The sequence below is a fragment of the Aureisphaera sp. genome, assembly GCF_059726885.1.
Genome location: NZ_AP041051.1, coordinates 3414075 through 3435822, shown reverse-complemented (window position 1 = coordinate 3435822; position 21748 = coordinate 3414075). Strand labels below are relative to the sequence as shown.

Sequence of the window (21748 nt, the reverse complement as noted above, 5' to 3'; positions counted from 1 at the left end):
AAATGGAAAAAAGAAAAAACAATATATATGAATTGGTTAGGGCAAATGTGCTTCATATGAAACCCTATAGTTCTGCAAGGGATGAATTTAAGGATTTTCATAAGGAAATGATCTTCCTAGACGCCAATGAAAACCCCAACAACAATGGGGTGAACCGATATCCAGATCCCAAACAGCAGCGCTTGAAACAACTTCTGGCCGACCGTAAGAAGGTTTCGGTGGATGAAATTCTACTGGGAAACGGCAGCGATGAAGTATTAGACTTAATTTTTCGGGTGTTTTGCGAACCTAGCCGGGATGAGGTAATTACATTACCGCCTACATATGGTATGTATAAAGTTTTATGCGAAACCAATGATGTAGAATGTGTTGAAGTGCCTTTAACGACCAATTTTCAACTCAATGTTCCTGAAATTATACAAGCGCAAACTCCCAATACCAAGTTGCTTTTTATCTGTTCTCCCAATAATCCTTCCGGTAACATGATGAGTGACAATTCAATTATAAAGCTTCTTGAACAATTTAATGGGATAGTGGTTATTGATGAGGCATATATAGACTTTACGGACCGTACTAGCTGGGTAGACCGTATTGGACAATATAATAATCTCATTATCACCCAAACCCTTTCCAAGGCGTATGGAATGGCGGGTATCCGTTTAGGGGTTTGTTACGCCTCCGCGGAAATTATTGCCCTCCTTACTAAAATTAAACCTCCATACAATGTAAATACACTCTCTCAAGCTTATGCCATAGAGGGTTTAATGAAGGAATCTTCGGTAAGGGAACAAGTACAAGCCCTTGTCTCTGAAAGGAAACGCTTGGTTGAAGCTCTAAATCATATCCCCATGGTAAAAAAGGTGTTCGACTCGGATGCTAATTTTGTTTTAATCCGAGTGGATGATGCTGAAAAGCGTTACCATCAGTTAGTCGAGAGAGGGATTGTAGTTCGCAATAGGAGCAGTCAGTTGCATTGTGAAAACACCCTACGGATTACCGTAGGTACTTTAGAGGAAAATAATTTAATCATACACACATTAAAAGACCTGTAATGGCAAAAAAAGTATTGTTTATAGATAGGGATGGAACTATTATCAAAGAAACGATCGATGAGCAAATCGACGCCTTTGAGAAACTAATATTTTATCCAAAAGTATTCACGTGGTTAGGGAAAATAGCCCAAGAGCTGGATTATGAACTGGTCATGATTACCAATCAGGATGGTTTGGGTACGGCTGGATTTCCGGAGGAAACGTTTTGGCCCGTTCACAATTTCATCTTGGATTCCTTTGAGAGGGAAGGTGTCACTTTCGATAAAGTGTTCTTGGATCGTACTTTCCCACATGAAAATGCACCTACTAGGAAACCAGGGACGGGACTACTTACTGAATATTTTTCTGAAGCTTACGATCTCACCAATTCTTTCGTGATAGGTGATCGATTAACCGATATGGAATTGGCCAAGAATTTAGGAGCCAAGGGAATATTCATTAATGACAAAACCGAGCTGGGAACCTCCGAAATCACCGTAGATCGTCAGGCTTTGGATGCGCATATTGCTATCGAGGAAAATGATTGGGAGGAAATCTACCGTTTTTTAAAGCTGGAGCGTAGGGAGGCCACCATAGAACGTAATACCAATGAAACCAGAATAAAGATTCAATTGAATTTAGATGGAACGGGTAAAAGTGCTATAGATACGGGCATTGCATTTTTTGACCATATGCTAGATCAATTAGCCCGTCATGGACAGATGGACCTGGAAATTAAGGTGGACGGAGACTTAGAAGTAGATGAGCATCATACCATAGAAGATACTGCAATTGCATTGGGAGAGGCATTCCATCAGGCAGTAGGGGATAAAGTGGGTATGGAACGCTATGGCTTCTGTTTGCCTATGGACGATTGTTTGGCGCAAGTCGCTTTAGACTTTGGAGGGCGTAATTGGCTTGTATGGGAAGCCGATTTCAAACGTGAAATGATCGGTAAGATGCCTACAGAGATGTTTTTCCACTTTTTCAAGAGCTTTTCAGATGGGGCGAAAGCCAACCTCAATATAAAGGCAGATGGAACCAACGAACACCATAAGATTGAAGCTATATTCAAGGCCTTTGCAAAAGCCATCAAATCTGCAATTAAAAGGGACCCAGAAAAAATGATACTACCCTCAACAAAAGGAATGCTATAATGAAGACGACGATCATAGATTACGGAGCTGGAAATATTCAGAGTATACAGTTTGCCTTGTCCAGACTAGGGTACAAGGCTGCTCTTAGTGCTAATGAAGACGAAATCCGCAATTCAGATAAAGTAATTTTTCCCGGCGTGGGAGAGGCGAGTAGTGCAATGAATAAGTTGAGGAAAGCGGGATTGGACACACTAATCCCAACACTATCCCAACCCGTTTTGGGAATTTGTTTGGGTATGCAGCTTATGTGTTTGGACACCGAGGAAGGAAATACGGAAGGGCTTGGTATTTTTAATGTGAACGTACGGAAGTTCTCTTCAAAGGTGAAAGTCCCCCAGATTGGTTGGAATACTGTTTATGGCTACGAGTCGCCTATTTTTAAGGGGCTTTCAGAAAATGAGTATATGTATTTAGTGCATAGTTATTATGCTCCTGTTTCAAAAGATACGATTGCACTGTCGGATTATGAAATGACTTATAGTGTGGCACTGCAAAAGGATAATTTTTACGGAGTTCAATTCCATCCAGAAAAGAGCAGTACAGCAGGAGCAAGGCTTCTTAAGAACTTTTTAGAATTGTAATATGAGAATTATACCTGCCATAGACATCATTGAAGGAAAATGCGTTCGGCTATCCAAAGGGGATTACAGTACCAAGAAAATCTATAATGAGCACCCCTTAGAGGTTGCAAAGGAATTTGAAGCCCACGGAATAGAACACTTGCATTTGGTAGATTTAGATGGCGCAAAAAGCAAACACATTGTAAATCATAAGATATTGGAACAAATTGCAAGCAAGACAAAACTTATGGTCGATTTTGGAGGTGGTTTAAAGTCAGACGAAGACTTGCACATAGCTTTTGAAAGCGGGGCAAATCAAATCACAGGTGGGAGCATAGCGGTAAAGGACCCGGATACTTTTCGAAAATGGTTGGCCACTTACGGAAGCTCAAAAATCATCCTTGGTGCGGACGCCAAAAATGAAAAGGTTGCCGTTAGCGGTTGGATGGAGGAAAGCGAGGAAGAACTCATTCCATTCATAAAAATGTATGAAAAGGATGGGGTAGCGTATGTGATCTGTACAGATATTTCAAAGGATGGCATGCTGCAAGGTCCATCATTTGGGCTCTATCAAAAGATTTTGAAGGAAACACAAGTTAAATTAATAGCTTCCGGGGGAATCTCTACTTTTTCAGAAATTCCTCAGCTTGAAGAAATGGGATGCGAAGGTACCATCATTGGCAAAGCTATTTATGAGCAAAAAATCACCTTAAAAGAACTCGAACATTATATTCTAAATAAATAATGAAAGATCGATTAATTCAGGAATTCAAGGAAAATGCGGTGTATCGTCTTAACGAAAGCAGTAGGATGATTGATATTGCAATGAAAAAAATAGGAGAAGAGGCCATTTGGAAACGACCTAACGCCGTTTCAAACAGTATTGGCAATCTCATGTTGCATTTATGTGGAAATATTCGGCAATACGCCATATCCTCTTTAGGCAATACTCCAGATATACGGAGTAGGGACACCGAGTTTGAAGCTCAAGAAGGATATTCCAAAATGGAATTGTTAGAAATGCTTAATCAAACGGTATTGGAGGCGATTGAAACTATTAAAGCTGTTTCAGATGAAGAGTTGGTAAGGGTTCGTGATGTGCAGGGGTTTCAACTTTCGGGAATAGGCATCATTATGCATGTGGTAGAACATTACAGTTACCATACTGGACAGATAGCTTTTTGGGTAAAACAATTGGAGAATATGGAATTAGGCTTTTACGATGGCTTCGATCTAAACATAAAAAACGAATAATATGCTTGCCAAGAGAATAATTCCTTGTTTGGATATCAAGAATGGGCGTACTGTTAAAGGGATCAACTTTGTTGACTTGAGGGATGCAGGCGATCCTATAGAATTGGCCAAGATTTATGCCAAAAAAGGGGCAGATGAGTTGGTATTTCTTGATATTTCTGCCACAGAAGAACGCCGTAAAACCTTAGCAACCTTAGTAAAACGTATTGCTGAGGAGTTGGATATTCCCTTTACCGTGGGTGGAGGTATAAGCAAAGTAGAAGATGTTGCCGTACTTCTTAAGAACGGAGCAGATAAGGTCTCGATTAATTCGGCCGCAGTGAAACGCCCCGAGCTAATCAATGAACTGGCCGCAAAATTCGGATCACAATGCATTGTTGTTGCGATAGATGCAAAACAGGTACAGGATGATTGGAAAGTACATTTGGTCGGAGGAAAAGTGCCAACTGAGATATCCCTTTGGGATTGGGCAAAGGAAGTAGAGGAAAGGGGTGCTGGCGAAATCCTATTTACTTCCATGGATCATGATGGTACTAAGAATGGATTTGCCAATGAAGCATTGTCCAAATTAACAGCTCTTGTTAATATTCCCGTAATCGCATCCGGCGGTGCGGGAACCATTGATCATTTTACAGATACCTTTCAAAAAGGAAATTCGGATGCCGCCTTAGCTGCCAGCGTCTTTCATTTTAAGGAAATTGAAATTAAAGAATTAAAACAAAAACTAAGAGCACAGGGGATTCCTGTGAGATTATAAAAACAAACCTTATGGAAATTAATTATTCAAAATACCCAGATGGCTTAGTACCAGTAGTGGTGCAAGACGAAGTTACCAAGAACGTGCTAATGCTTGGCTTTATGAACGAAGAGGCCATGGCCAAAACCAATGAGATGGGACGGATTACTTTTTACAGTAGGAGTAAAGGAAGGCTATGGACCAAAGGAGAGGAATCAGGAAACTATATGGAGCCCATTTCCATGGAGGTTGACTGCGACAACGATGCGCTATTAATTCAAGCAAAGCCGCAAGGTCCTGTGTGCCACAAAGGAAAGGATACGTGTTGGGGAGAACGAAACCGTTCCAATTTTGGCTTCTTCTCGTATTTAGAGAATGTAATTGAAGATCGAAAAAACAATCCTGACCGTGTTAACAGTTATGTCGCTTCCCTTTTTAACAAGGGCATAAACAAAGTAGCCCAGAAAGTAGGAGAGGAGGCAGTAGAGGTGGTCATTGAAGCAATGGACGATAATGATCTTAACTTTTTAAGTGAAAGTGCAGATCTCATGTTCCACTTTATGGTATTGTTACAGGCCAAAGGTTTTCACCTTCGTGATGTGGAGAAAACATTGCGATCCCGTCATAAGTACGATAAGGACACTGCCGAAAATGACAAATGAAACGTAAATTGATATTAGAAGAATTAGCTTTCGACTAAATGGATAGTGCCGTTCCAGTATGGAAAATTTGACCTCTAGACAACAAAAAAGGGCCCATATTATCTATGCGCCCTTTGATATTAATTAAGGTTATCTTACGAAAGCCATCCTTTTTTAACAGCACTTTTGCTATACATATAAAGGAATATGGCTACAATAATTACAAGAATGGGCATAATAACAGATCCAACTCCCATAACATCCATTACATCTGTGGCAAATATCCAATACCCCATCTGGATAACCACGGCAATCATGGATAACAGAAAGAGGGTAACGGCAAGCTTTTTTCTAATGAGCAAAAAGATGCACCCAAGAACTCCGCCTATCACAGCAACTCCGAAGACGATATTATACCATGAAGGTAGATTGTTTACTAACTCTAGTTGCTCTGGCGTGTAACTATCTACCATCGTATCTTCCATGAAATTTGATACAGCAAACTGGAATAGTCCCATAAGGTTCCAAAGAAGGGCAATTACGGCTATTACCCAATAGGCCGCACTGGGCTTGTTAGTTGTTGTCATTTTGTTTTTGGTTTAAGGTTGTACTCAATAAATATAGATATTTTTGTGCAATGTTTCGAAAACGCTATTTCTATCTCATTAAAATTCAGTTTCTTGGATTTCGCTATCACGGTTGGCAAAAACAACCCGATGTGCTTACACTGGAGAAAATGGTGTCTAGGACATTGCAGTATGTCTTAGGGCATTCTAATTTTAAATTACTGGCTGCTGGCAGGACAGATGCTAAGGTCTCTGCGGGGGCACAGTTCGTGGAACTCTTTGTAGACGATGCTCCAATTGAATTGAATGAGTTCCTTCCCGTTTTTAACCGTAACCTGCCCCAGGATATAAAGGCTTTGGAAATTCAAGAAGTAGATGAATCCTTTAACGTTATTGGCGCACCCACGGAAAAGGAATACGTGTATCTTTTTGCCTTTGGGGAGAAAACCCATCCCTTTGCTGCTCCCTTTATGTATACGGTGTTTGAGCATCTGGATATTGAGGCCATGCAGCTTGCAGCAAAATTATTCGAAGGAACGCATGATTTTAAGAATTATACGTACAAACCAACTTCAGAAACAAAGACCGTCGTATCTATTATTGAAAGTACTATAGTTGAAAATAAATTGTACACGGCTAACTTTTTCCCCAAAAAGAGTTATTTGTACCGTGTTCGCGGAAAAGGGTTTAAGCGACATCAGGTTCGTTTAATGATGGGAGCCTTGTTAGATGTGGGCGAGGGGAATGTTACACGTATCGATATTGAAAACAGCCTTAAAAATGATGTCGATATAAAGTTGGAACGAATCGTTCCGGCAAGCGGACTCATATTACAGAACGTAGAGTTATAAACTTCTCGGTTTTTTGTACCTTCCTACTTCTAAATTTTGAACTACATGAGTACTTTACCAAAAGAAGTCCTACACTTTTTAAAAGACCTTAAAAAGAACAACCATAGGGATTGGATGCAAGAAAACAAGAAAGTGTACCAAGCCAATGAGAAAACACTGAAAAGCTTCTATGCGGCAATTGAAACGGGTTTGAATGTCGATGATCAGATAGAAAAGGTAAAAGTGTTCCGAATTAACAGGGATATTCGCTTTAGTAAAGATAAAACCCCGTATAATGTTCACAGAAGTGTAAGTTTTAGTAGAGCCGGAGCACATAGAAGGGGAGGATACTACCTTCGCATTGAACCGGGAAACAAATCGGTTGTGGCCGGTGGCTTTTTTAGTCCAGAACCGCCAGATTTATTGAGAATCCGACAAGAATTTCAAATGGATGCGGACGTCATTCGGGGAATTTTGGCAGCACCCGAGTTTAAAGAAGCTTTCGGCAGTGAATTTGATGCATGGGACCCGGTTAAGACCGCTCCCAAAGGTTTTTCAAAAGACGATCCGAATATAGATTTAATTCGACTCAAGAACTTTATAGTAACCCATAAGTATACGGATAAAGAAGTGCTATCAGCAGAATTTGCAGATAAAGTAGTCCACCACTTTAAACTCATGCGCCCATTTTTCGATTATATGAGCGAAGTACTTACCACAGACCTCAATGGAGTTTCCCTATTGGATTAGGACACTTTTGCGTATTCCAATAATTGGACGTTGCTCTTTAGGCGTTCCTTTACGATATTCATCATGCGTTTGTTGAGTGCCGAAGAATTTTGAGTGTAGGTGTCGTATTCTTCAATTGTAAACTGACCAATCATAATGCCCTTCAATGAATTTCGGAACTTCATATCCTTGTGAATTGCATTTTCAATGTAATCCAAGCGCTTTTCGATGGAAAGATCAAAAAACACATTTTTATGTTTCCGAACATAATTTCTGAAAACCGCTATCAGCAATTCATTTTGCAATTTTGCAATGGGCCGTAGCGTATTGTTTTGAAATGTTTCTTCGGAAGACATTCCCGGTAGCACTCGTGCTGAGGGAATTTCTGGGCGTAGTCCTTTTAGGACACGATCTCTATCATTCATAACGAGATTGTTTTATTAAAAGTAGGAATTAAGTGACTTCGAAAATGGAAGCCGTTATAGAGTTATGAACGGGTTTTTAACAGGAAATATCCATAAAAAAAGCCCTGTCCATCTATGAACAGGGCTCTTTTTGTAATGAATGAGTCTCTATTTCTTGGATAGAAAATCGTCTTTTTCTTTTATGCTTGGCAATGCCAATTCATTTTTCTCAAGGAATGACATGAATTTTTTCCCTTCCTTATTCATTATATTTTCGAATCGAGCTTTAGCTTCATCAAATTCTCCGGAAATTAGTTCAAAATTCACTTTTCTAGCTTGAGAAATTCGATCATAGCTGCTTGCTACGCCAGAATATAAATCTCCCATACGCTCTCTTAGTTGAGGTTCGGCAGAGGCTACATAATTATCACCAGTTGTTATAACAATGTCTTCCCGTAGGTCTTCTAGGGCGTCGTGCAACTTCTGTGCAGTCTTCTTGCCTTTAGGATGTTTCTCAATAACCATTTTGGCCGATTTTTGGGTTTCAGTCAATTGGTGCACCATATACGCTAGATCTTCTACCATATTGAAAAGGTCCTTTGTATATTTTTCCTGTTCCTTTCGTTCTGCAATAGTGGTTAAGGATGTATCATCATAATTGGTTTCAATAATATGTTCATAGGTTTTCTTTCCTTTGGTAAGCACAATTTTGTACTTGCCGGCAGGAACCCGTTTGGCTGTAAACCCTCCAGAGGCAAAGGTCTTTCCTTCCGCCATTTTAGGCATATCCGTCGTGTATCCCCAATTAACTACATTGATTCCTTTGGACTTGCCTGGAGGAATGGTCGTAATTAAATTACCTTCCATATCCTGAATTTCCAATTTCATCTTTCCGAAGGTATGTCTCTTCTTCATGTAATAGATAATTCGAGCCGCACTCGTTTTGTTTCTACCCACAAATTGAGTCTCACCACCAAAATTTCCAGCAAAACCACTGCTTTCTTTCATAGTGAAGGGTTCATTGGTAAAGAAGTGAACATCTTTAGCCAGTACTTCCTGACTCAACTCACGAAGAGGGCTGATATCGTCTATAATAATCACACCACGACCATGGGTTCCCATCACAATATCGTTGGTCTGCTTTTGCAGGTCCACAAAATGAACGGCCACAGGGGGCATATTGTTAGTAAATTGAGACCAATTCTTTCCTCCGTTAATGGTAACGTACAATCCCATTTCCGTACCTAGGAAAAGAAGGTTTTCGTTTTCATAGTCTTCCTGAATGTTTCTAACAAAAGCCGGTGCCTGCACATCGTCGGAAATAATATTAGTCCAAGTCTTACCGAAATCCGTTGTTTTAAGTGCATACGGCTTGAAATCCCCACTCGTATGCCCATCGAATACGGCATAGGCGGTTCCTTTCCCGTGAACACTGGCTTCAATATGATATACCCAGGTATTGGCTGGGATGCCCGTAAGGTTGGCGGTAACGTTATCCCAGTTTTTTCCTCCATCGCGCGTTACCTGTACATTTCCATCATCGGTTCCAACCCATAAGATGTTTTGATCCAAAGGCGATTCCGCAATAGTAAAGATGGTGGTATGGTTCTCCGCTCCACTATTGTCCATGGAAAGCCCTCCAGAGGATGACTGATCCTGTTTGCTAGCGTCATTAGTTGTTAGGTCTGGCGAAATAATCTCCCACGAGTCTCCCATATCATTGCTACGATGCACGAACTGGGTTCCCATATAAAAACGATCTGGCGCATGATGACTCACGGCCATGGGTGCATTCCAGTTAAAACGCAATTTGGCCTTACCTTTTTCCTGTAGTGGTTGTACAGTTTTCGTTTTATTTCGATCTACATCATATCTCCAAACATTTTGTGCTCCTTGCATTTCCGAATAGATGATGTTTTTGGTAGGGTGTTTTAATACCCTGAAACCGTCACCATATCCCACACTATTCCAATCCCTGGCGTTTACACCCCCGGGAGAGGAGGACGGCCCGTACCATGAGCCGTTATCCTGTAAACCACCGTATACATTATAAGGTTCAGCGTCGTCCACGCTTATGTGATAAAATTGGGAAAGGGGAAGGTTTTCAACAATTTCGAAAGTAGTTCCACCATTCCAAGAACGGTAAACACCACCATCGGTTCCACAATACATGATATCGCTGTCATTAATGTGGAATGTAATATCGTGGATATCACTATGCATATTCCCCAAATCCTTAAACGTTTTTCCTCCATCACGGCTTATGGAGCCACTTAATCCACCCTTAACGATTACATTTGGATCTTTTGGGTCAATGGTTATCCTTGAGAAATAGAACGGTCGAACTACCAGCCCAAAATCATTGTTTAAGTGCTCCCAGCTTTCTCCAGCATTCACAGATTTCCATAGACCATTTTTTGATTTGTCCTCAGTTTCAAGAACTGCATATAATATGTTGTTATCACTTGGAGCTACAGCGACGGCTATCCTCCCTAGATCCCCAGATGGAAATCCACTGTGTATTTTATTCCAGTTGGCACCACCGTCGGTAGATTTATACAATGCGCTAGTGGGGCCACCCGATGAAAATCCCCATCCGCTTCTTCTGAATTCCCACATAGAGGCATACAATATGTTTGGATTGTCAGGATCCATGATGACGTCGGCCGCTCCTGTAGAAGGACCTATATATAGGATTTTGGTCCAGGTTTTACCACCATCTGTGGTTTTGTAGACACCTCGGTCTTCACTATCGCTCCATAGTGCTCCCAAAACGCCGACATAAACCTCGTTCGTATTGTTCGGGTTAACAACTACAGAAGCAATTCGTTCGCTATTTTCAAAGCCCGGAATCTCCTTCCAAGTATCACCACCATCTGCCGAGCGATACAATCCATCTCCTATAGACACAGAATTTCTTGTCCAAGTTTCACCAGTCCCAACCCAGATGATATTATCCGGATCCTTAGGGTCTAGGGTGACTACTCCAATAGATTGGGGGTACTCTTCAAAAATTGGTGAAAAGGTAGCTCCCCCATCATTACTTTTCCAAACACCACCACCTGCAGTTCCTGCATAGAGGATGCGGGTATTGGATGGATGCATTTCTAAATCATTTATACGCCCACTCATTAGGGCAGGACCTATGTGGCGGGCATTCATATCCCCAAAAAGTTCCTTCCCTTTTAGCGCAATCTCTTGTGCAGATGCTGTAAATGGCATTACGAGCAAAGCACCTAAAATTAATATGGCCTTTTTCATGGTTATAGTTTTTTTGATGAAAAAAAATCCCCTGCAAGCAGAGGATTTAATAATAAGAATTATGTTAGTTTTTGGTTCCTTCGGCAGGAGCTGCCTTTTCAGGCATTACAAAGATAGTCTCGTCAATATCACTATTGAATTCGATTTCCGTCATGTTTATCGTTTGCACTACTTGGCCATTCATTTTCACATCGAATGTATAGGCATAAAAAATATCGCCTGCTTCTTGATAATCACTATACAATGTTTGGGTTAGCATTCCTTTTTGAGGTCCACTAGTAATGGCCTCTTCCGAAACGATAGGAACGTAATTTTCAGTGTCGAAGTAATACATAACAGAATGGTCTTCTTCTTTACCATCTACCATGATTTTATTTTTTGTCAGTTTTATCTTGAAGGTTTCAGTGCCCTCAATCGTTTCTTTTCCCTCAAAGGATACAGAGTACCCTTTATTCTTATAATCGAAGAAAGGATCCGGGAAATCTTTGGCTTCATTTGCCTTATAGTTGTTAGAAGATTCGGAATCAGCAGCTTCTGCTTCCATGGTCTGAAAGTTCATGGACCAAGACTTTTCACCATCGAAGGCCTGAGGAATAAATTTTGAACCTTGTAAGTCTACTTCGGCAGCCATTCTTCCATCCTTCATGGTGTACATGGTAAACGGAAATTTTTGTGGGCCAAAAGAAGCAGTACCAATGGCCTTAATGGATTGTAGTTCTTTCCAGGCGTCCATTCCGCCGGTATTTTCAAAATAATTAGCTATGATTTCTTCTGCAGTTTGTGCATTAGAAATCGGTGCGAATGCAACTAATGCGCACAGAACAAATAGGAGTTTCAGTGTTTTCATGAATATTCGTGATGTTTGATGTTATGAGTTAGACTATACTGTGACAAATATGTTACATTTATCCATCTAAAAATTTACATCAACATGAAGAATATTATTTTAATTGCTTTTACATTCGTTTCGGTAATGGCCTTTGGGCAAAAAGAAATTGGATACGTACTTATGAACGACGGCTCCAAGGAACTAATCTACGATGGGGCTAACGCCAAGAAAAAGACGTTTCGCACCAAGGCGTTGTCAGCCAATACAGATGGCCCTGTAGCCTATGGATTTCGCTACTTGCACTATTACGATGTTGATGGCAAAATACAGGAAGTGAATGCCGACGATTTTGAAAAAGCGGTTATTGGAGACGAGGAGTATGTGTACCTATCCTTTCGTCATAAAAAGAAAAAATATAGAAAGGTGAGCAGGCTTGTTGCTACCAGCGACACCTATCTTTTGGTAAATTACTACGGGCTTAACGCCAATCAACTAATGGTAGTTACCCATGAAAAGGAGATTATTGAGGACAAGATCGTTCATTCCCTAATTAATATGAAAGGGAAATCTAAAAAGGCCATCGAAAAAGTTCGGGAGTATTTTGGAGACTGTCAGGAACTAATGGAGCGATTGGAGGAAAACTTTTCACATCAAGAGAAAGTAGGGATTGGTGGAAGATTAAACCGCTTATTGTTTTATGTAGAGGAAGGCAATGACAAGGAGGTGATGCGTAATTATATTACTCATATAGATTGTAGCAATTAATGTAACCTATGAAATTTGGAAAGGTAGAACATCCAGAACTGATAGACTTTACATTACCGCCTGATCATAAAGGAACAGCGGAAATTCTATCAAAATCGAAGATAAAGGACATTCCTAATATCTATGTGGGATGTGCGAAGTGGAATAGAGCCGATCTTAAAGGGTTTTACCCTAGGGGAACCAAGGATGAATTGCAGTATTATGGAACCCAGTTCAATTCTATTGAACTGAATGCCACCTTTTATCGCATATTCCCAGCCACAACCTTTTCTGGTTGGTATGACAAAACACCTTCGGGGTTTCGATTTTTCCCAAAGGTCTTTCAAGGTGTAACACATTGGAAACGTTTGCAGGATTTTGAAGGCTATTGGAATGAGTACCTCCTGAATTCTTCTAACTTAAAGGAGAAACTGGAAATGCCTTTTGTGCAAATGCATGGTACATTTGGACCAAAGAACATGGATAGATTGGTTCCATTTTTTGAAGCGGTTCCCAAGGACATGAGAATAGCAGTGGAGTTTCGACATACGGATTGGTTTAATGACGAAGCTGTTGCGAATGAATTATATGATATATTAGAAACGTATAACATAACCAATATAGTTGTAGATACCGCCGGTAGGCGTGACCTGTTGCATATGCGAATGACAAGCCCTTCTGCCTTTATTAGGTACAATGGAGCCAATCATGAAAGCGATTACACCCGATTGGATGATTGGGTAGATAGACTAGAGGAGTGGGTCGCCCAAGGATTACAGGATATATATTTTTTTGTGCATCAGAATGTGGAAAAAGCCTCTCCCTTGTTGTCAGCACATTTTATTGAAAAAGTCAACGAAAGATTTGGCACGGATATACATATTCCGGTGATGGCCAAACCACAGACCTTATTTTAAACTATGAGATTTCATACCCGAAAATGGATTAAACCCGAAGACCTAAATCCAAATGGAACCCTGTTTGGCGGAAGGCTTTTGGAATGGATTGATGAAGAAGCTGCACTATATGCCATCATTCAATTAGAAAACCCACGTACCGTTACAAAGTATATGAGTGAAATCAACTTTCGAAGTTCGGCTAAGAAAGGGGATATCATTGAAATTGGACTGGAGGTGGTAAAATTCGGAAATTCATCGTTGACCTTAAAATGTGAAGTGCGAAATAAAATGACCAGAGAGACCATTATCACTATAGATTCCATTATCATGGTGAGTCTTGACGCTATGGGCAAACCCACAGCCCATGGGAAAACACAGGTAGAATTTGTAAGGGATCGTTTAAATGATTAATCCTTTCTGAGCTCGGACAGATCTGAGCTTGTAGGTTTTTCGAATAACTCCAACTGAAAATAGGGAAAGGCGGCAATGAGGTGATCAAAAATATGAGCCATAAGCTTTTCATATTCCTGCCATTCCTTGGTTTTACTGAAGCAATAGATTTCTATTGGGATCCCCTCTGTGGTTGGATCCAAGTGCCTAACGGTTAAAAACATGTCTTTATTAATGCCCGATTGAGAAAGCAAATAGTTCTCTATGTAGATCCTGAAAACACCTAAATTTGTCTGGTTTCTGCCATTAATGGTCAAACTCCTATCCACGTCATTAGCACTATTGTAAAGTTCGATTTCGGCCTGCTTTTCCGAAATATAGTTGGATACCAACTGTATATTCGAAAGTTTGCTCAATTCATTTTCGTCAAGAAACTTTACCGAGCCCTGTTTCACATATAGCGCCCTTTTTATGCGCCTTCCATCGCTTTCCTGCATTCCTCTCCAGTTCTGAAACGAATCGGAAATAAGACTGTATGTTGGAATGGTCGTATACGTTTTGTCAAAATTCTGAACCCGTACCGAAGCTAGGTTTATCTCAGTCACAAAACCATCTGCACCAAATTTGCTGAAGGTAATCCAGTCGCCAATACGCACGATATCATTCACGGTCACTTGTATACTGGCTACAAAACCTAAAATGGTATCCCTAAAAATAAGCAACAAGGCAGCAGAGGCAGCCCCTAGGGTCAATAAGCTTTTAATTTCATATCCCGTAAGACGGCTTATGATAAGGAAGAGGCCAACACCCCAGGCAAAAATCATAAGTACTTGAACGTAGCTCTCAAGCGGTTTGTCACGGTATTTATCCTTGGTCTTTAGATAGTTGGCTGTTGTTCTTAGAATACTGCGAAAAATGAGTATTCCCAAAATCACCAAATAAATGTCTATAGTAACCAATAATATGCTTGAAAAAACGGGATAGCCCTTAAAAAGAAAGGGTTCAATGTACCATAGGATTCCAACAGGAATTAAATGTGCCACGAATCTTGGGAAATTACTTTTTACCAAGTAATTATCGAAAGTGGTTTTGGTTTTATTGCTAAACAAACGGAACGTCGTCACAATGGTTTTTCGCACGACAATATCCAATAGCGTAACCACAGCAGCTACCAAAACACAATTGATAAGGGTGCTCAACCCCAAAGAAAGACTGGTATTCATTCCAGCATCCACAAAGTAATTATGAAGCCATTCGAAATAAGTGATTAAGGTGTCGTCGTTCATCTTAAGTATTTTCGTTCGGCATAAAAGGGTCCAAAAGGGAGTACTGAGCAAAACAGAACTACCAAAAATACCGACCATGACCATTGTAACTTTTCTTTCATGTAATAGGCCCCAACAATGTAAAGCATAAACAATATTCCATGCGCCATACCAACGACCTGAACCATTTCAGGGCGATCCCAAACATACTTTAAGGGCATTGCAATTACCAAGAGTATAAGAAACGATAGGGCTTCTAGTACACTAATGATTTTGAAGGTTTTAATTGATTTGTCCACAATCAAAAAATTTTGGCAAAGATACGGCACGAATGGCACATAGTGGAGCCAAAAACAGATATTTAATTGCAGGGTAAAGGATCATTCAGTGTAGGGTAAGACCTGTTTTTTCTAAAGCTATAATGCCACCATTCTGTGCGCACAGTTTGGAAGCCATGTTTTCGCATTCCTTCAATTAATAATTTGCGATGGGTAAGTATCTCTTCCGAAAAATTATAATTGTCAATGTGTGCTTCCCGACCAAAGTAATCGTAGTCACTTCCCATTTCAATATAACAACCTTCTAAAGTAACCAAGGTGATATCTACCGCAGCACCTTTATTATGAATACTTCCTTTGCCATAGGGATTGGCCACATAGGTAGGACGAGGGACTTTGGCCCACATTTTTTTCTGAACGTCCAAAGGGCGGTAACAATCATACAGTTTAATTTTATATCCCAATTCACAAAAATATTGATTGGCCTCATTAAGGGCTTGGGCAACCTCAGGACGGAGAAGGCATTTGGCACAATCGTACAGGGTTTCGCCAATAAAATTATCGGGGGTAGCATATCGTATTTCGTAATCAAATTCTGAAGAAATGGTAGCAATATCTACAAGGTGGTCCTGGGCAAGTACATTACACGCATAGATTTGGAATAGTAAGAATAACCATTTATTCATGAATTGAAATTTAGTGATTTGTTGGAAAAGAGTCCCTAGAACTTTGTATTTTTAAGATAAACTTTTCGCTTATGGCTAATTTAATGGGTAAAATAGGTTTAATAACCGGTGGTACTAAAGGTATTGGTTATGGTATTGCCAAGGCATTGTTGGCACAGGGTATGAATGTGGCAATCACCGGCAGGACGCCAGAAGGGATTCGAGATGCAGTTACCTCCTTGAATGAATATGGAAATGATGCGGCTTATGCAATTGGAGTGGTTTCGGATGTTACGAATTACGATAGCCAAAAAGAGGCAGTTCAAAGAGTTCTGGAAGAGTTTGGCAACATAGATGTTGTTATTGCCAATGCCGGGCTTGGTCATTTCGCACCAATTGATAAATTGAGTGTTTCGCAGTGGGAACAAACCATCGAAACCAATCTTACGGGAGCCTTCTTTACTTTGAAAGCGAGCTTAGATTCCCTTAAAGAAAGTAAAGGGTATTACATTACTATTTCCAGTTTGGCAGGGACCAATTTCTTTGCCAACGGGAGTGCCTACAATGCCAGTAAGTTTGGTTTAACGGGCTTTACACAATCTGCCATGCTCGACCTACGACCTTATGATATTAAGGTGTCTACCATCATGCCGGGAAGCGTAGCTACTTATTTCAATAATAATGAACCGGATGATAAAGATTCTTGGAAAATTCAGATTGAAGATATTGGGCAGATCGTTGTAGATCTTTTAAAAATGCACCCACGTACATTGCCAAGTAAAATAGAAGTGAGGCCGAGTAAGCCACCAGTCAAGTAGTCTAGTTTTTCGGAAATTTCTTCTGCTCCTTACTATTAATAGCCCAATCGATGGCAGAATCTAAGTCCTTAAATTTTTTGATAGGGGCATTCGAGAATATCTTCTCTAAAACGACGCTCATCCATCCCAGTTTACTGTAAGCTACCACAGCGATGCATTTAATATGGTGTCTTTCTTTGAAGAATTGCATCCAGTCCTTAGGCTGTACAGAATAAGAATTCACTCGATTTGAAATGTAGGCCACTTTTAAATCGGTGGTGCCGAAATAGTCATATACGGCATAAATGACCTTAGAGGCAAGATCCCAATTAAAGTGAATCCCCTCCGAGATTTCCCCAATCACATAAGTGTCGAAAATGTAAAAATTCCCAAAATCAAATTCCAGCTTTTTCAAATAGTGCTCCCGGTACTTGGAGTTTTCTACTTTGACGGGGGAAATAAACTCATTCATAGCAATGAAAGTACTATTTTTTTCGAATTCAGTCAAATAAAAAACGGCCTTCAATTATTTTGAAAGCCGTTTATACTAGGGGTTTTGCTTATAACTAATTGGAACTCAGCAGGGCTAAAAATTTGTCCAAATTAGGTAATATAACGATGCGTGTTCTTCTGTTCTTGCTTCTTCCTTCGGCAGTATCGTTATCGGTCACTGGTTGAAAACTACTTCGTCCAGCGGCAATTAATTTAGATGGATCAACATCAAAATCTTCTTGTAATTTCCTGATAACTGCGGTAGATCGCTCTACACTAAGATGCCAATTGTCCTTCACATATGCACCTTTCTTCACGGTTTGGGCATCTGTATGGCCTTCTATAAGAACTTCCATTGCAGGCTCACTGTTTATAACATCGGCTAGCCTCTGAAGCAGATGATCTGCTTTAGGGTTTACGCGATAGCTTCCAGACTTGAACAAAAGTTTGTCAGAAATCGTAATCATCACCACGGTTTCATCTACATCGATAGTGATTTCATCTTCTTCTCCTTCTGCTACCAATGTATCATCCAGGTTCTTTTTAAGATTGTGGGAAATAATTAGGTTCATGGAATCCTCTAAGGTCCTCGCTTCGGCCAATTCATTCTGGTCGACATTGGCTAGTGCCTTTTTCATTTGTTCCTTGTCCTTGTTAGACAATACCACATTGCCATAGTTTTTAAGACTGTTATTCTCCAATTCAATGTTGCTATCGGTTAGGGAAGCGATTTTAGCATTGTAATTAGCGACACGATCTTCGATCTTGGCATATTTTGCCTCAATCTCTTCCTTTTCCAATTGGGTCTTGGAAAGGGTGGAGCGAGTTTCATTATACTGGCTCTCTAGTTCAACATATTTTTTCTTGGAGACGCAGGACGTAAATATAAAAGTCCCGCCAAGCAGGGTTAGTGCAATAGCTTTTTTCATTATACTAAGTTTTAACGGTTTGTTGGGTGCAAGAACCGAAATATGGTTAAAAAAACAAGTTAAGAAACCCTATTTTTTTGTTAATTAACAAGATGTAAGCAAAAGAAAGTTAATTAATTTAAGACTTTCGATATCACAGTAATTTCGTAAATTGAGTTAGAAAAAGAAAAAAGTTGCCATGCAAATACCTACAGATGTACCGAATCCGGATAACAATTCACCAATAGATCTTACAAGTCCCTTGGAAATTGTTGTCTATATTGTGATCCCGCTTGTTATGCTGGCTATTTATTTCTGGGTTAGAAGGAAAGGAAAATCTGCAATCAAAGACCAAGAAGGAAGTGAATCATGATGAATTTGGTTTAATTTTTGATAGTCCCAATACAATGAATACAGAACTTATGAAATACATACTTGTCCTCTTGCTTATCGCAGTAGCGGGTCCTGCCTATGCGCAGCTAGACACCAATACGGACAGTGTTCAATTTGAGGTGGGGGATACTAATGCAAAAGATCCCAGTGGCTTAGAACTTCCTGCGCGTAAAAGACGTGGGTTAACACTTCCAAAAGACGAACGGGATCCCAAAACCAATATGTCATTGGGAACAACACAGCCTGAACCCTTTGACATGTCCAAAACCGATGGATTATTAGAGAATGATAAAGGAAAAGCACCCAAGGCTTTTACCAAGGATAAAGAACCACTACCGCAATATGGTCAAGACCAATTTTTAGGGGATATGAAAACCGGAGCGGCCTTTGTGACTATTAAGTATAGGGACCATGAGTATGTGGATGGTGATCTCATACGAGTTTATGTAAACGAGGATATAGTCCAATCCCAAGTCTTTTTGGGGGGTAGTTTCTCTGGCTTCGTACTCAATTTAGAGCCTGGAACGAACCGAATTGAATTTGAAGCGCTTAATCAGGGGAGTTCCGGCCCAAATACAGCCGAACTGCATGTATACGATGACAATGGATTTATCATCTCCGCTAAGGAATGGAATCTCTTAACAGGTAGCAGGGCCAGCATTGTGGTGATTAAGGAAGATAACTAGACTTCCTTGTTGTCCAGGTAATCGCCCAAACTTTCCAGGGAATCATTCCAGAATGTATCGTAGAACTGTAGCCATTTCTGAACCTCTTGCAAGGGTTTTGGGTTCGCAGAACAATACCTCTCACGCCCCAATGTATTAATTTGAATCAACCCGGCGTTTTCCAAGTTCTTTATATGTTTTGTGACGCCTTGTCTCGAAATATGGAACTGTCCGGATATTTGCGAGATGGAAAGCGCCGTAGCGGCCACAACCACAGCATGAAATATCTCACGCCGTGTTGGGTCCGCTATAGCTTTTAGAACCTGTGTGATTTTATCCTGCATGGATTGCTTTTTTTGCGTATTCATCTAGAGACTGGATACAATTGTCCCAACCTCCATTAAAACTATTGAACATTGCAATAGCCGTATCGCCTGCGTAGTTGGAAATGCCGGAGTGCTCCAGACGCAATATAGTGCCATTGGCTGTGGCTTCCAGCTGCCAAGAGACCGTGGTTTCAACATCGGTATTCTCAACTACCCATGTATACACCAAGGTATAGGGATTAGCAGATTTTACCTCACCCGTTATGGCAGTGCAACCATTTTCCTCACTTGAGGTAAAAGTGTATTTATATCCATTTTCTGCTTTGAAATCGGCTTGTATAAACCATGTCGATATTTCCTCAGCTTGTGTAATGGCTTTCCATATGGTATCAATGGGGTGCTTGAATTCTACTTCTTTTGTAATGACATCTTTCATGACTTAGTTTGTTTAAGGATTAATTATGCAACTATATGGTTGCTAAATTACAAAAGAAATTTTAATATGCAACTTTTTGGTTGCTTATTTTAGCTCTGCTTCCGAAATGAGCAGGGGGTAGGCGTCCCTAACCTGTTTAATTTCCTCCTTAGTAAGTTGGGAGAATTGTTTTCCTTCAAAAGTTTTGGATATATAATGTTCACGCAATTCGAAATATGCCTTATTCAGCTCTACTTGTACCGATATAAAGTCTTTATACCTCGATTGTCTATCGGTTTGAAGCGAGATAATGGCTTTCGCAGGATTATCTGATGAGTTACCCAAGCTTTCCCCTTCGCAATACCGACAACTCTCGTCACCATTGTTATCAATAAAATTAACCAAGGTTTCTTTTAAATCAGAAAAAGCTATGAGCACATTATTGGCAAGTAGCTGGCCTTCCTTGTTCAATTCTATCCGCAGTACATTCCTTTCTTCAATATTGGCAATGCAGGGTGGATCCGTACATTTTTTCGGAAGTGTTCTAAGAATACCTTCGTCATTTGGAATAATACTGGTAACTAAAAAAAAGATAAGCAGTAGAAAGGCGATGTCGGCCATGCTACCTGTATGGATACTAGGCGTTTGTCTTGAATTTTTCATAATCGAAGTGGTTTGCAATTATGGAATCAAGAAAAATGCCAAAGCACGATAGAATAAAAAAAACCGCCTCTTCATTTATAAAGAGACGGTTCAATATGATTTAATAAATAGGCTTTATTTATGCTCGGGCTTCTTGTTTTCGTCGTCTTCATCTTCATCTTCACCTTCTTCTGATTCTTTAATTTCAGTTTCCTTCGCAGGCAATGGCTTCACATCACCTTCTTCCTCTACACGCATCATTAAGGCATCATAGGAATCTATGTGAATATACATTTTACCATCCAGCATTACCACAGGATTTTCCATATCAGCCAAAGGAACGGAAGCTCCAATAAAGGCTTTACCCAGTTGTTCTTTCACTTTATCATTTTCAACTAGGTCATAGGTTCGATAATTGTAAGGGCTATTTTCCAAACCACTTATAATAGTGTCGCAAGTACGGCACTTTTCCGTAAGATAGATTGTAATGGCTTTCTTGGGATCGATCTTAATCAGTTTAAACTCCTTTCTGATCACACGGCGGGAAAGACTATCGGTTACATCCAATTCATATTCATAAACTGGCTGCTTTCCTCTTTCAATAATAAGGCTTAAAAGGTTGACACGTGAGGTAGCGGGTACCCTTGTTTTGCGGGGTACTCCTTTTCTTTGACGAAAACCAGTTCCTGTAACGGATATGGCAACATCTAAATCCACTAAGTTTTTGTTAACAGCATAAAGGAAAAGACGATTTGCCTTTCGTTCTTCTTCAATTTCTACCTTGTAGTCTTGCGCAAAGGCGACAGAGGTAAATAGGGAAAATAGTAATGCTAAGCTGAGGTAAAAGTTCTTATTCATATTGCAGGGCTTT

Annotated in this window: 28 protein-coding genes; 15 read left to right on the top strand and 13 right to left on the bottom strand. The window is 40.2% G+C overall.

Features of this window, described 5'->3' with window-relative positions; translation table 11 throughout:
* Nucleotides 1-2 precede the first annotated feature (2 nt).
* Genes hisC through hisIE form a run of 7 tightly spaced genes read left to right on the top strand, consistent with a single transcriptional unit; the run spans nt 3 to nt 5400 of the window.
* Complete coding sequence (hisC, locus tag AC6JAD_RS15485; RefSeq protein WP_461303261.1) at nt 3-1052, top strand: histidinol-phosphate transaminase; 1050 nt, start codon at nt 3-5, stop codon at nt 1050-1052.
* Complete coding sequence (hisB, locus tag AC6JAD_RS15480) at nt 1052-2188, top strand: bifunctional histidinol-phosphatase/imidazoleglycerol-phosphate dehydratase HisB (protein WP_461303260.1); 1137 nt, start codon at nt 1052-1054, stop codon at nt 2186-2188. The genes hisC and hisB overlap by 1 nt, the downstream gene beginning before the upstream one ends.
* On the top strand, nt 2188-2769 hold the full coding sequence (gene hisH, locus AC6JAD_RS15475) for an imidazole glycerol phosphate synthase subunit HisH (RefSeq protein ID WP_461303259.1): 582 nt from the start codon (nt 2188-2190) through the stop codon (nt 2767-2769). Before hisB ends, hisH begins: the two co-directional genes overlap by 1 nt.
* A 1-nt stretch (nt 2770) precedes the next feature.
* The gene (gene hisA / locus AC6JAD_RS15470; protein ID WP_461303258.1) at nt 2771-3493 is read left to right on the top strand and encodes a 1-(5-phosphoribosyl)-5-[(5-phosphoribosylamino)methylideneamino]imidazole-4-carboxamide isomerase; all 723 of its coding nucleotides are present in this window, start codon (nt 2771-2773) and stop codon (nt 3491-3493) included.
* Nucleotides 3493-4002: a DinB family protein gene (locus tag AC6JAD_RS15465; RefSeq protein WP_461303257.1), complete on the top strand. Its 510-nt coding sequence runs from the start codon at nt 3493-3495 to the stop codon at nt 4000-4002. The genes hisA and AC6JAD_RS15465 overlap by 1 nt, the downstream gene beginning before the upstream one ends.
* A 1-nt stretch (nt 4003) precedes the next feature.
* Entirely contained in the window at nt 4004-4759 is a 756-nt protein-coding gene (gene hisF / locus AC6JAD_RS15460) for an imidazole glycerol phosphate synthase subunit HisF (protein WP_461303256.1), read from the top strand.
* An 11-nt stretch (nt 4760-4770) separates the two neighbouring features.
* Nucleotides 4771-5400 (top strand): bifunctional phosphoribosyl-AMP cyclohydrolase/phosphoribosyl-ATP diphosphatase HisIE, encoded by a 630-nt coding sequence (gene hisIE, locus AC6JAD_RS15455; protein ID WP_461303255.1) that lies wholly within the window; start codon nt 4771-4773, stop codon nt 5398-5400.
* Nucleotides 5401-5534: 134 nt separating this feature from the next.
* Here the strand turns inward: hisIE and AC6JAD_RS15450 are convergent, their stop codons facing one another.
* On the bottom strand, nt 5535-5966 hold the full coding sequence (locus AC6JAD_RS15450; RefSeq protein WP_461303254.1) for a hypothetical protein: 432 nt from the start codon (nt 5964-5966) through the stop codon (nt 5535-5537).
* Nucleotides 5967-6016: 50 nt separating this feature from the next.
* On the opposite strand from AC6JAD_RS15450, the gene AC6JAD_RS15445 reads away from it, so the two are divergent.
* Nucleotides 6017-6796, top strand: coding sequence for a tRNA pseudouridine synthase A (locus AC6JAD_RS15445; RefSeq protein WP_461303253.1), 780 nt, complete (start codon nt 6017-6019; stop codon nt 6794-6796).
* Between the two features lie 45 nt (nt 6797-6841).
* Nucleotides 6842-7525: a DUF2461 domain-containing protein gene (locus tag AC6JAD_RS15440; RefSeq protein WP_461303252.1), complete on the top strand. Its 684-nt coding sequence runs from the start codon at nt 6842-6844 to the stop codon at nt 7523-7525.
* On the opposite strand, the gene AC6JAD_RS15435 is transcribed toward AC6JAD_RS15440, so the two are convergent.
* The 3 genes from AC6JAD_RS15435 to AC6JAD_RS15425 all read right to left on the bottom strand — a co-directional run bounded on the left by AC6JAD_RS15435 (nt 7522) and on the right by AC6JAD_RS15425 (nt 12016).
* Nucleotides 7522-7929, bottom strand: a complete 408-nt coding sequence (locus AC6JAD_RS15435) for a glyoxalase (protein WP_461303251.1) — start codon at nt 7927-7929, stop codon at nt 7522-7524. The genes AC6JAD_RS15440 and AC6JAD_RS15435 overlap by 4 nt on opposite strands.
* A 147-nt stretch (nt 7930-8076) precedes the next feature.
* On the bottom strand, nt 8077-11169 hold the full coding sequence (locus AC6JAD_RS15430) for a WD40/YVTN/BNR-like repeat-containing protein (RefSeq protein WP_461303250.1): 3093 nt from the start codon (nt 11167-11169) through the stop codon (nt 8077-8079).
* A gap of 64 nt (nt 11170-11233) precedes the next feature.
* Complete coding sequence (locus AC6JAD_RS15425; RefSeq protein ID WP_461303249.1) at nt 11234-12016, bottom strand: outer membrane lipoprotein-sorting protein; 783 nt, start codon at nt 12014-12016, stop codon at nt 11234-11236.
* Between the two features lie 84 nt (nt 12017-12100).
* On the opposite strand from AC6JAD_RS15425, the gene AC6JAD_RS15420 reads away from it, so the two are divergent.
* The 3 genes from AC6JAD_RS15420 to AC6JAD_RS15410 are packed head-to-tail and all read left to right on the top strand — an operon-like array spanning nt 12101 to nt 14052.
* Nucleotides 12101-12763 (top strand): hypothetical protein, encoded by a 663-nt coding sequence (locus AC6JAD_RS15420; protein ID WP_461303248.1) that lies wholly within the window; start codon nt 12101-12103, stop codon nt 12761-12763.
* Nucleotides 12764-12771: 8 nt separating this feature from the next.
* The gene (locus tag AC6JAD_RS15415) at nt 12772-13659 is read left to right on the top strand and encodes a DUF72 domain-containing protein (RefSeq protein ID WP_461303247.1); all 888 of its coding nucleotides are present in this window, start codon (nt 12772-12774) and stop codon (nt 13657-13659) included.
* A gap of 3 nt (nt 13660-13662) precedes the next feature.
* Nucleotides 13663-14052 carry an acyl-CoA thioesterase gene (locus tag AC6JAD_RS15410; RefSeq protein WP_461303246.1) on the top strand — a complete coding sequence of 130 codons (390 nt, stop codon included), beginning with the start codon at nt 13663-13665 and terminating at the stop codon, nt 14050-14052.
* On the opposite strand, the gene AC6JAD_RS15405 is transcribed toward AC6JAD_RS15410, so the two are convergent.
* The 3 genes from AC6JAD_RS15405 to AC6JAD_RS15395 form a co-directional block, all read right to left on the bottom strand.
* The gene (locus AC6JAD_RS15405) at nt 14049-15317 is read right to left on the bottom strand and encodes a mechanosensitive ion channel family protein (protein ID WP_461303245.1); all 1269 of its coding nucleotides are present in this window, start codon (nt 15315-15317) and stop codon (nt 14049-14051) included. The genes AC6JAD_RS15410 and AC6JAD_RS15405 overlap by 4 nt on opposite strands.
* The gene (locus tag AC6JAD_RS15400) at nt 15314-15595 is read right to left on the bottom strand and encodes a DUF3817 domain-containing protein (protein ID WP_461303244.1); all 282 of its coding nucleotides are present in this window, start codon (nt 15593-15595) and stop codon (nt 15314-15316) included. The genes AC6JAD_RS15405 and AC6JAD_RS15400 overlap by 4 nt, the downstream gene beginning before the upstream one ends.
* 62 nt (nt 15596-15657) lie before the next feature.
* A complete protein-coding gene (locus AC6JAD_RS15395; protein ID WP_461303243.1) occupies nt 15658-16260 on the bottom strand; it encodes a M15 family metallopeptidase in 603 nt (200 codons plus the stop codon).
* 71 nt (nt 16261-16331) lie between these two features.
* On the opposite strand from AC6JAD_RS15395, the gene AC6JAD_RS15390 reads away from it, so the two are divergent.
* Nucleotides 16332-17057 (top strand): SDR family oxidoreductase, encoded by a 726-nt coding sequence (locus AC6JAD_RS15390; protein WP_461303242.1) that lies wholly within the window; start codon nt 16332-16334, stop codon nt 17055-17057.
* Nucleotide 17058: 1 nt separating this feature from the next.
* Here AC6JAD_RS15390 and AC6JAD_RS15385 read toward each other — a convergent pair whose 3' ends face one another.
* Both AC6JAD_RS15385 and AC6JAD_RS15380 read right to left on the bottom strand, forming a co-directional pair.
* Entirely contained in the window at nt 17059-17508 is a 450-nt protein-coding gene (locus AC6JAD_RS15385; RefSeq protein ID WP_461303241.1) for a hypothetical protein, read from the bottom strand.
* A gap of 94 nt (nt 17509-17602) precedes the next feature.
* The gene (locus tag AC6JAD_RS15380; RefSeq protein WP_461303240.1) at nt 17603-18457 is read right to left on the bottom strand and encodes an OmpA/MotB family protein; all 855 of its coding nucleotides are present in this window, start codon (nt 18455-18457) and stop codon (nt 17603-17605) included.
* A gap of 178 nt (nt 18458-18635) precedes the next feature.
* Between AC6JAD_RS15380 and AC6JAD_RS15375 the strand changes: the two genes are divergently transcribed.
* Both AC6JAD_RS15375 and AC6JAD_RS15370 read left to right on the top strand, forming a co-directional pair.
* Entirely contained in the window at nt 18636-18809 is a 174-nt protein-coding gene (locus AC6JAD_RS15375; protein WP_461303239.1) for an adenylosuccinate synthetase, read from the top strand.
* A 49-nt stretch (nt 18810-18858) separates the two neighbouring features.
* Nucleotides 18859-19515, top strand: a complete 657-nt coding sequence (locus AC6JAD_RS15370) for a hypothetical protein (protein WP_461303238.1) — start codon at nt 18859-18861, stop codon at nt 19513-19515.
* Here the strand turns inward: AC6JAD_RS15370 and AC6JAD_RS15365 are convergent.
* The 4 genes from AC6JAD_RS15365 to AC6JAD_RS15350 all read right to left on the bottom strand — a co-directional run bounded on the left by AC6JAD_RS15365 (nt 19512) and on the right by AC6JAD_RS15350 (nt 21735).
* The gene (locus AC6JAD_RS15365) at nt 19512-19838 is read right to left on the bottom strand and encodes an ArsR/SmtB family transcription factor (RefSeq protein WP_461303237.1); all 327 of its coding nucleotides are present in this window, start codon (nt 19836-19838) and stop codon (nt 19512-19514) included. The two genes, AC6JAD_RS15370 and AC6JAD_RS15365, sit on opposite strands and share 4 nt — an antisense overlap.
* Nucleotides 19828-20256 carry an SRPBCC family protein gene (locus AC6JAD_RS15360; protein WP_461303236.1) on the bottom strand — a complete coding sequence of 143 codons (429 nt, stop codon included), beginning with the start codon at nt 20254-20256 and terminating at the stop codon, nt 19828-19830. Before AC6JAD_RS15360 ends, AC6JAD_RS15365 begins: the two co-directional genes overlap by 11 nt.
* A gap of 84 nt (nt 20257-20340) precedes the next feature.
* Nucleotides 20341-20898, bottom strand: a complete 558-nt coding sequence (locus AC6JAD_RS15355; RefSeq protein ID WP_461303235.1) for an ExbD/TolR family protein — start codon at nt 20896-20898, stop codon at nt 20341-20343.
* Nucleotides 20899-21012: 114 nt separating this feature from the next.
* Complete coding sequence (locus AC6JAD_RS15350) at nt 21013-21735, bottom strand: hypothetical protein (protein WP_461303234.1); 723 nt, start codon at nt 21733-21735, stop codon at nt 21013-21015.
* Between the last annotated feature and the right edge of the window lie 13 nt (nt 21736-21748).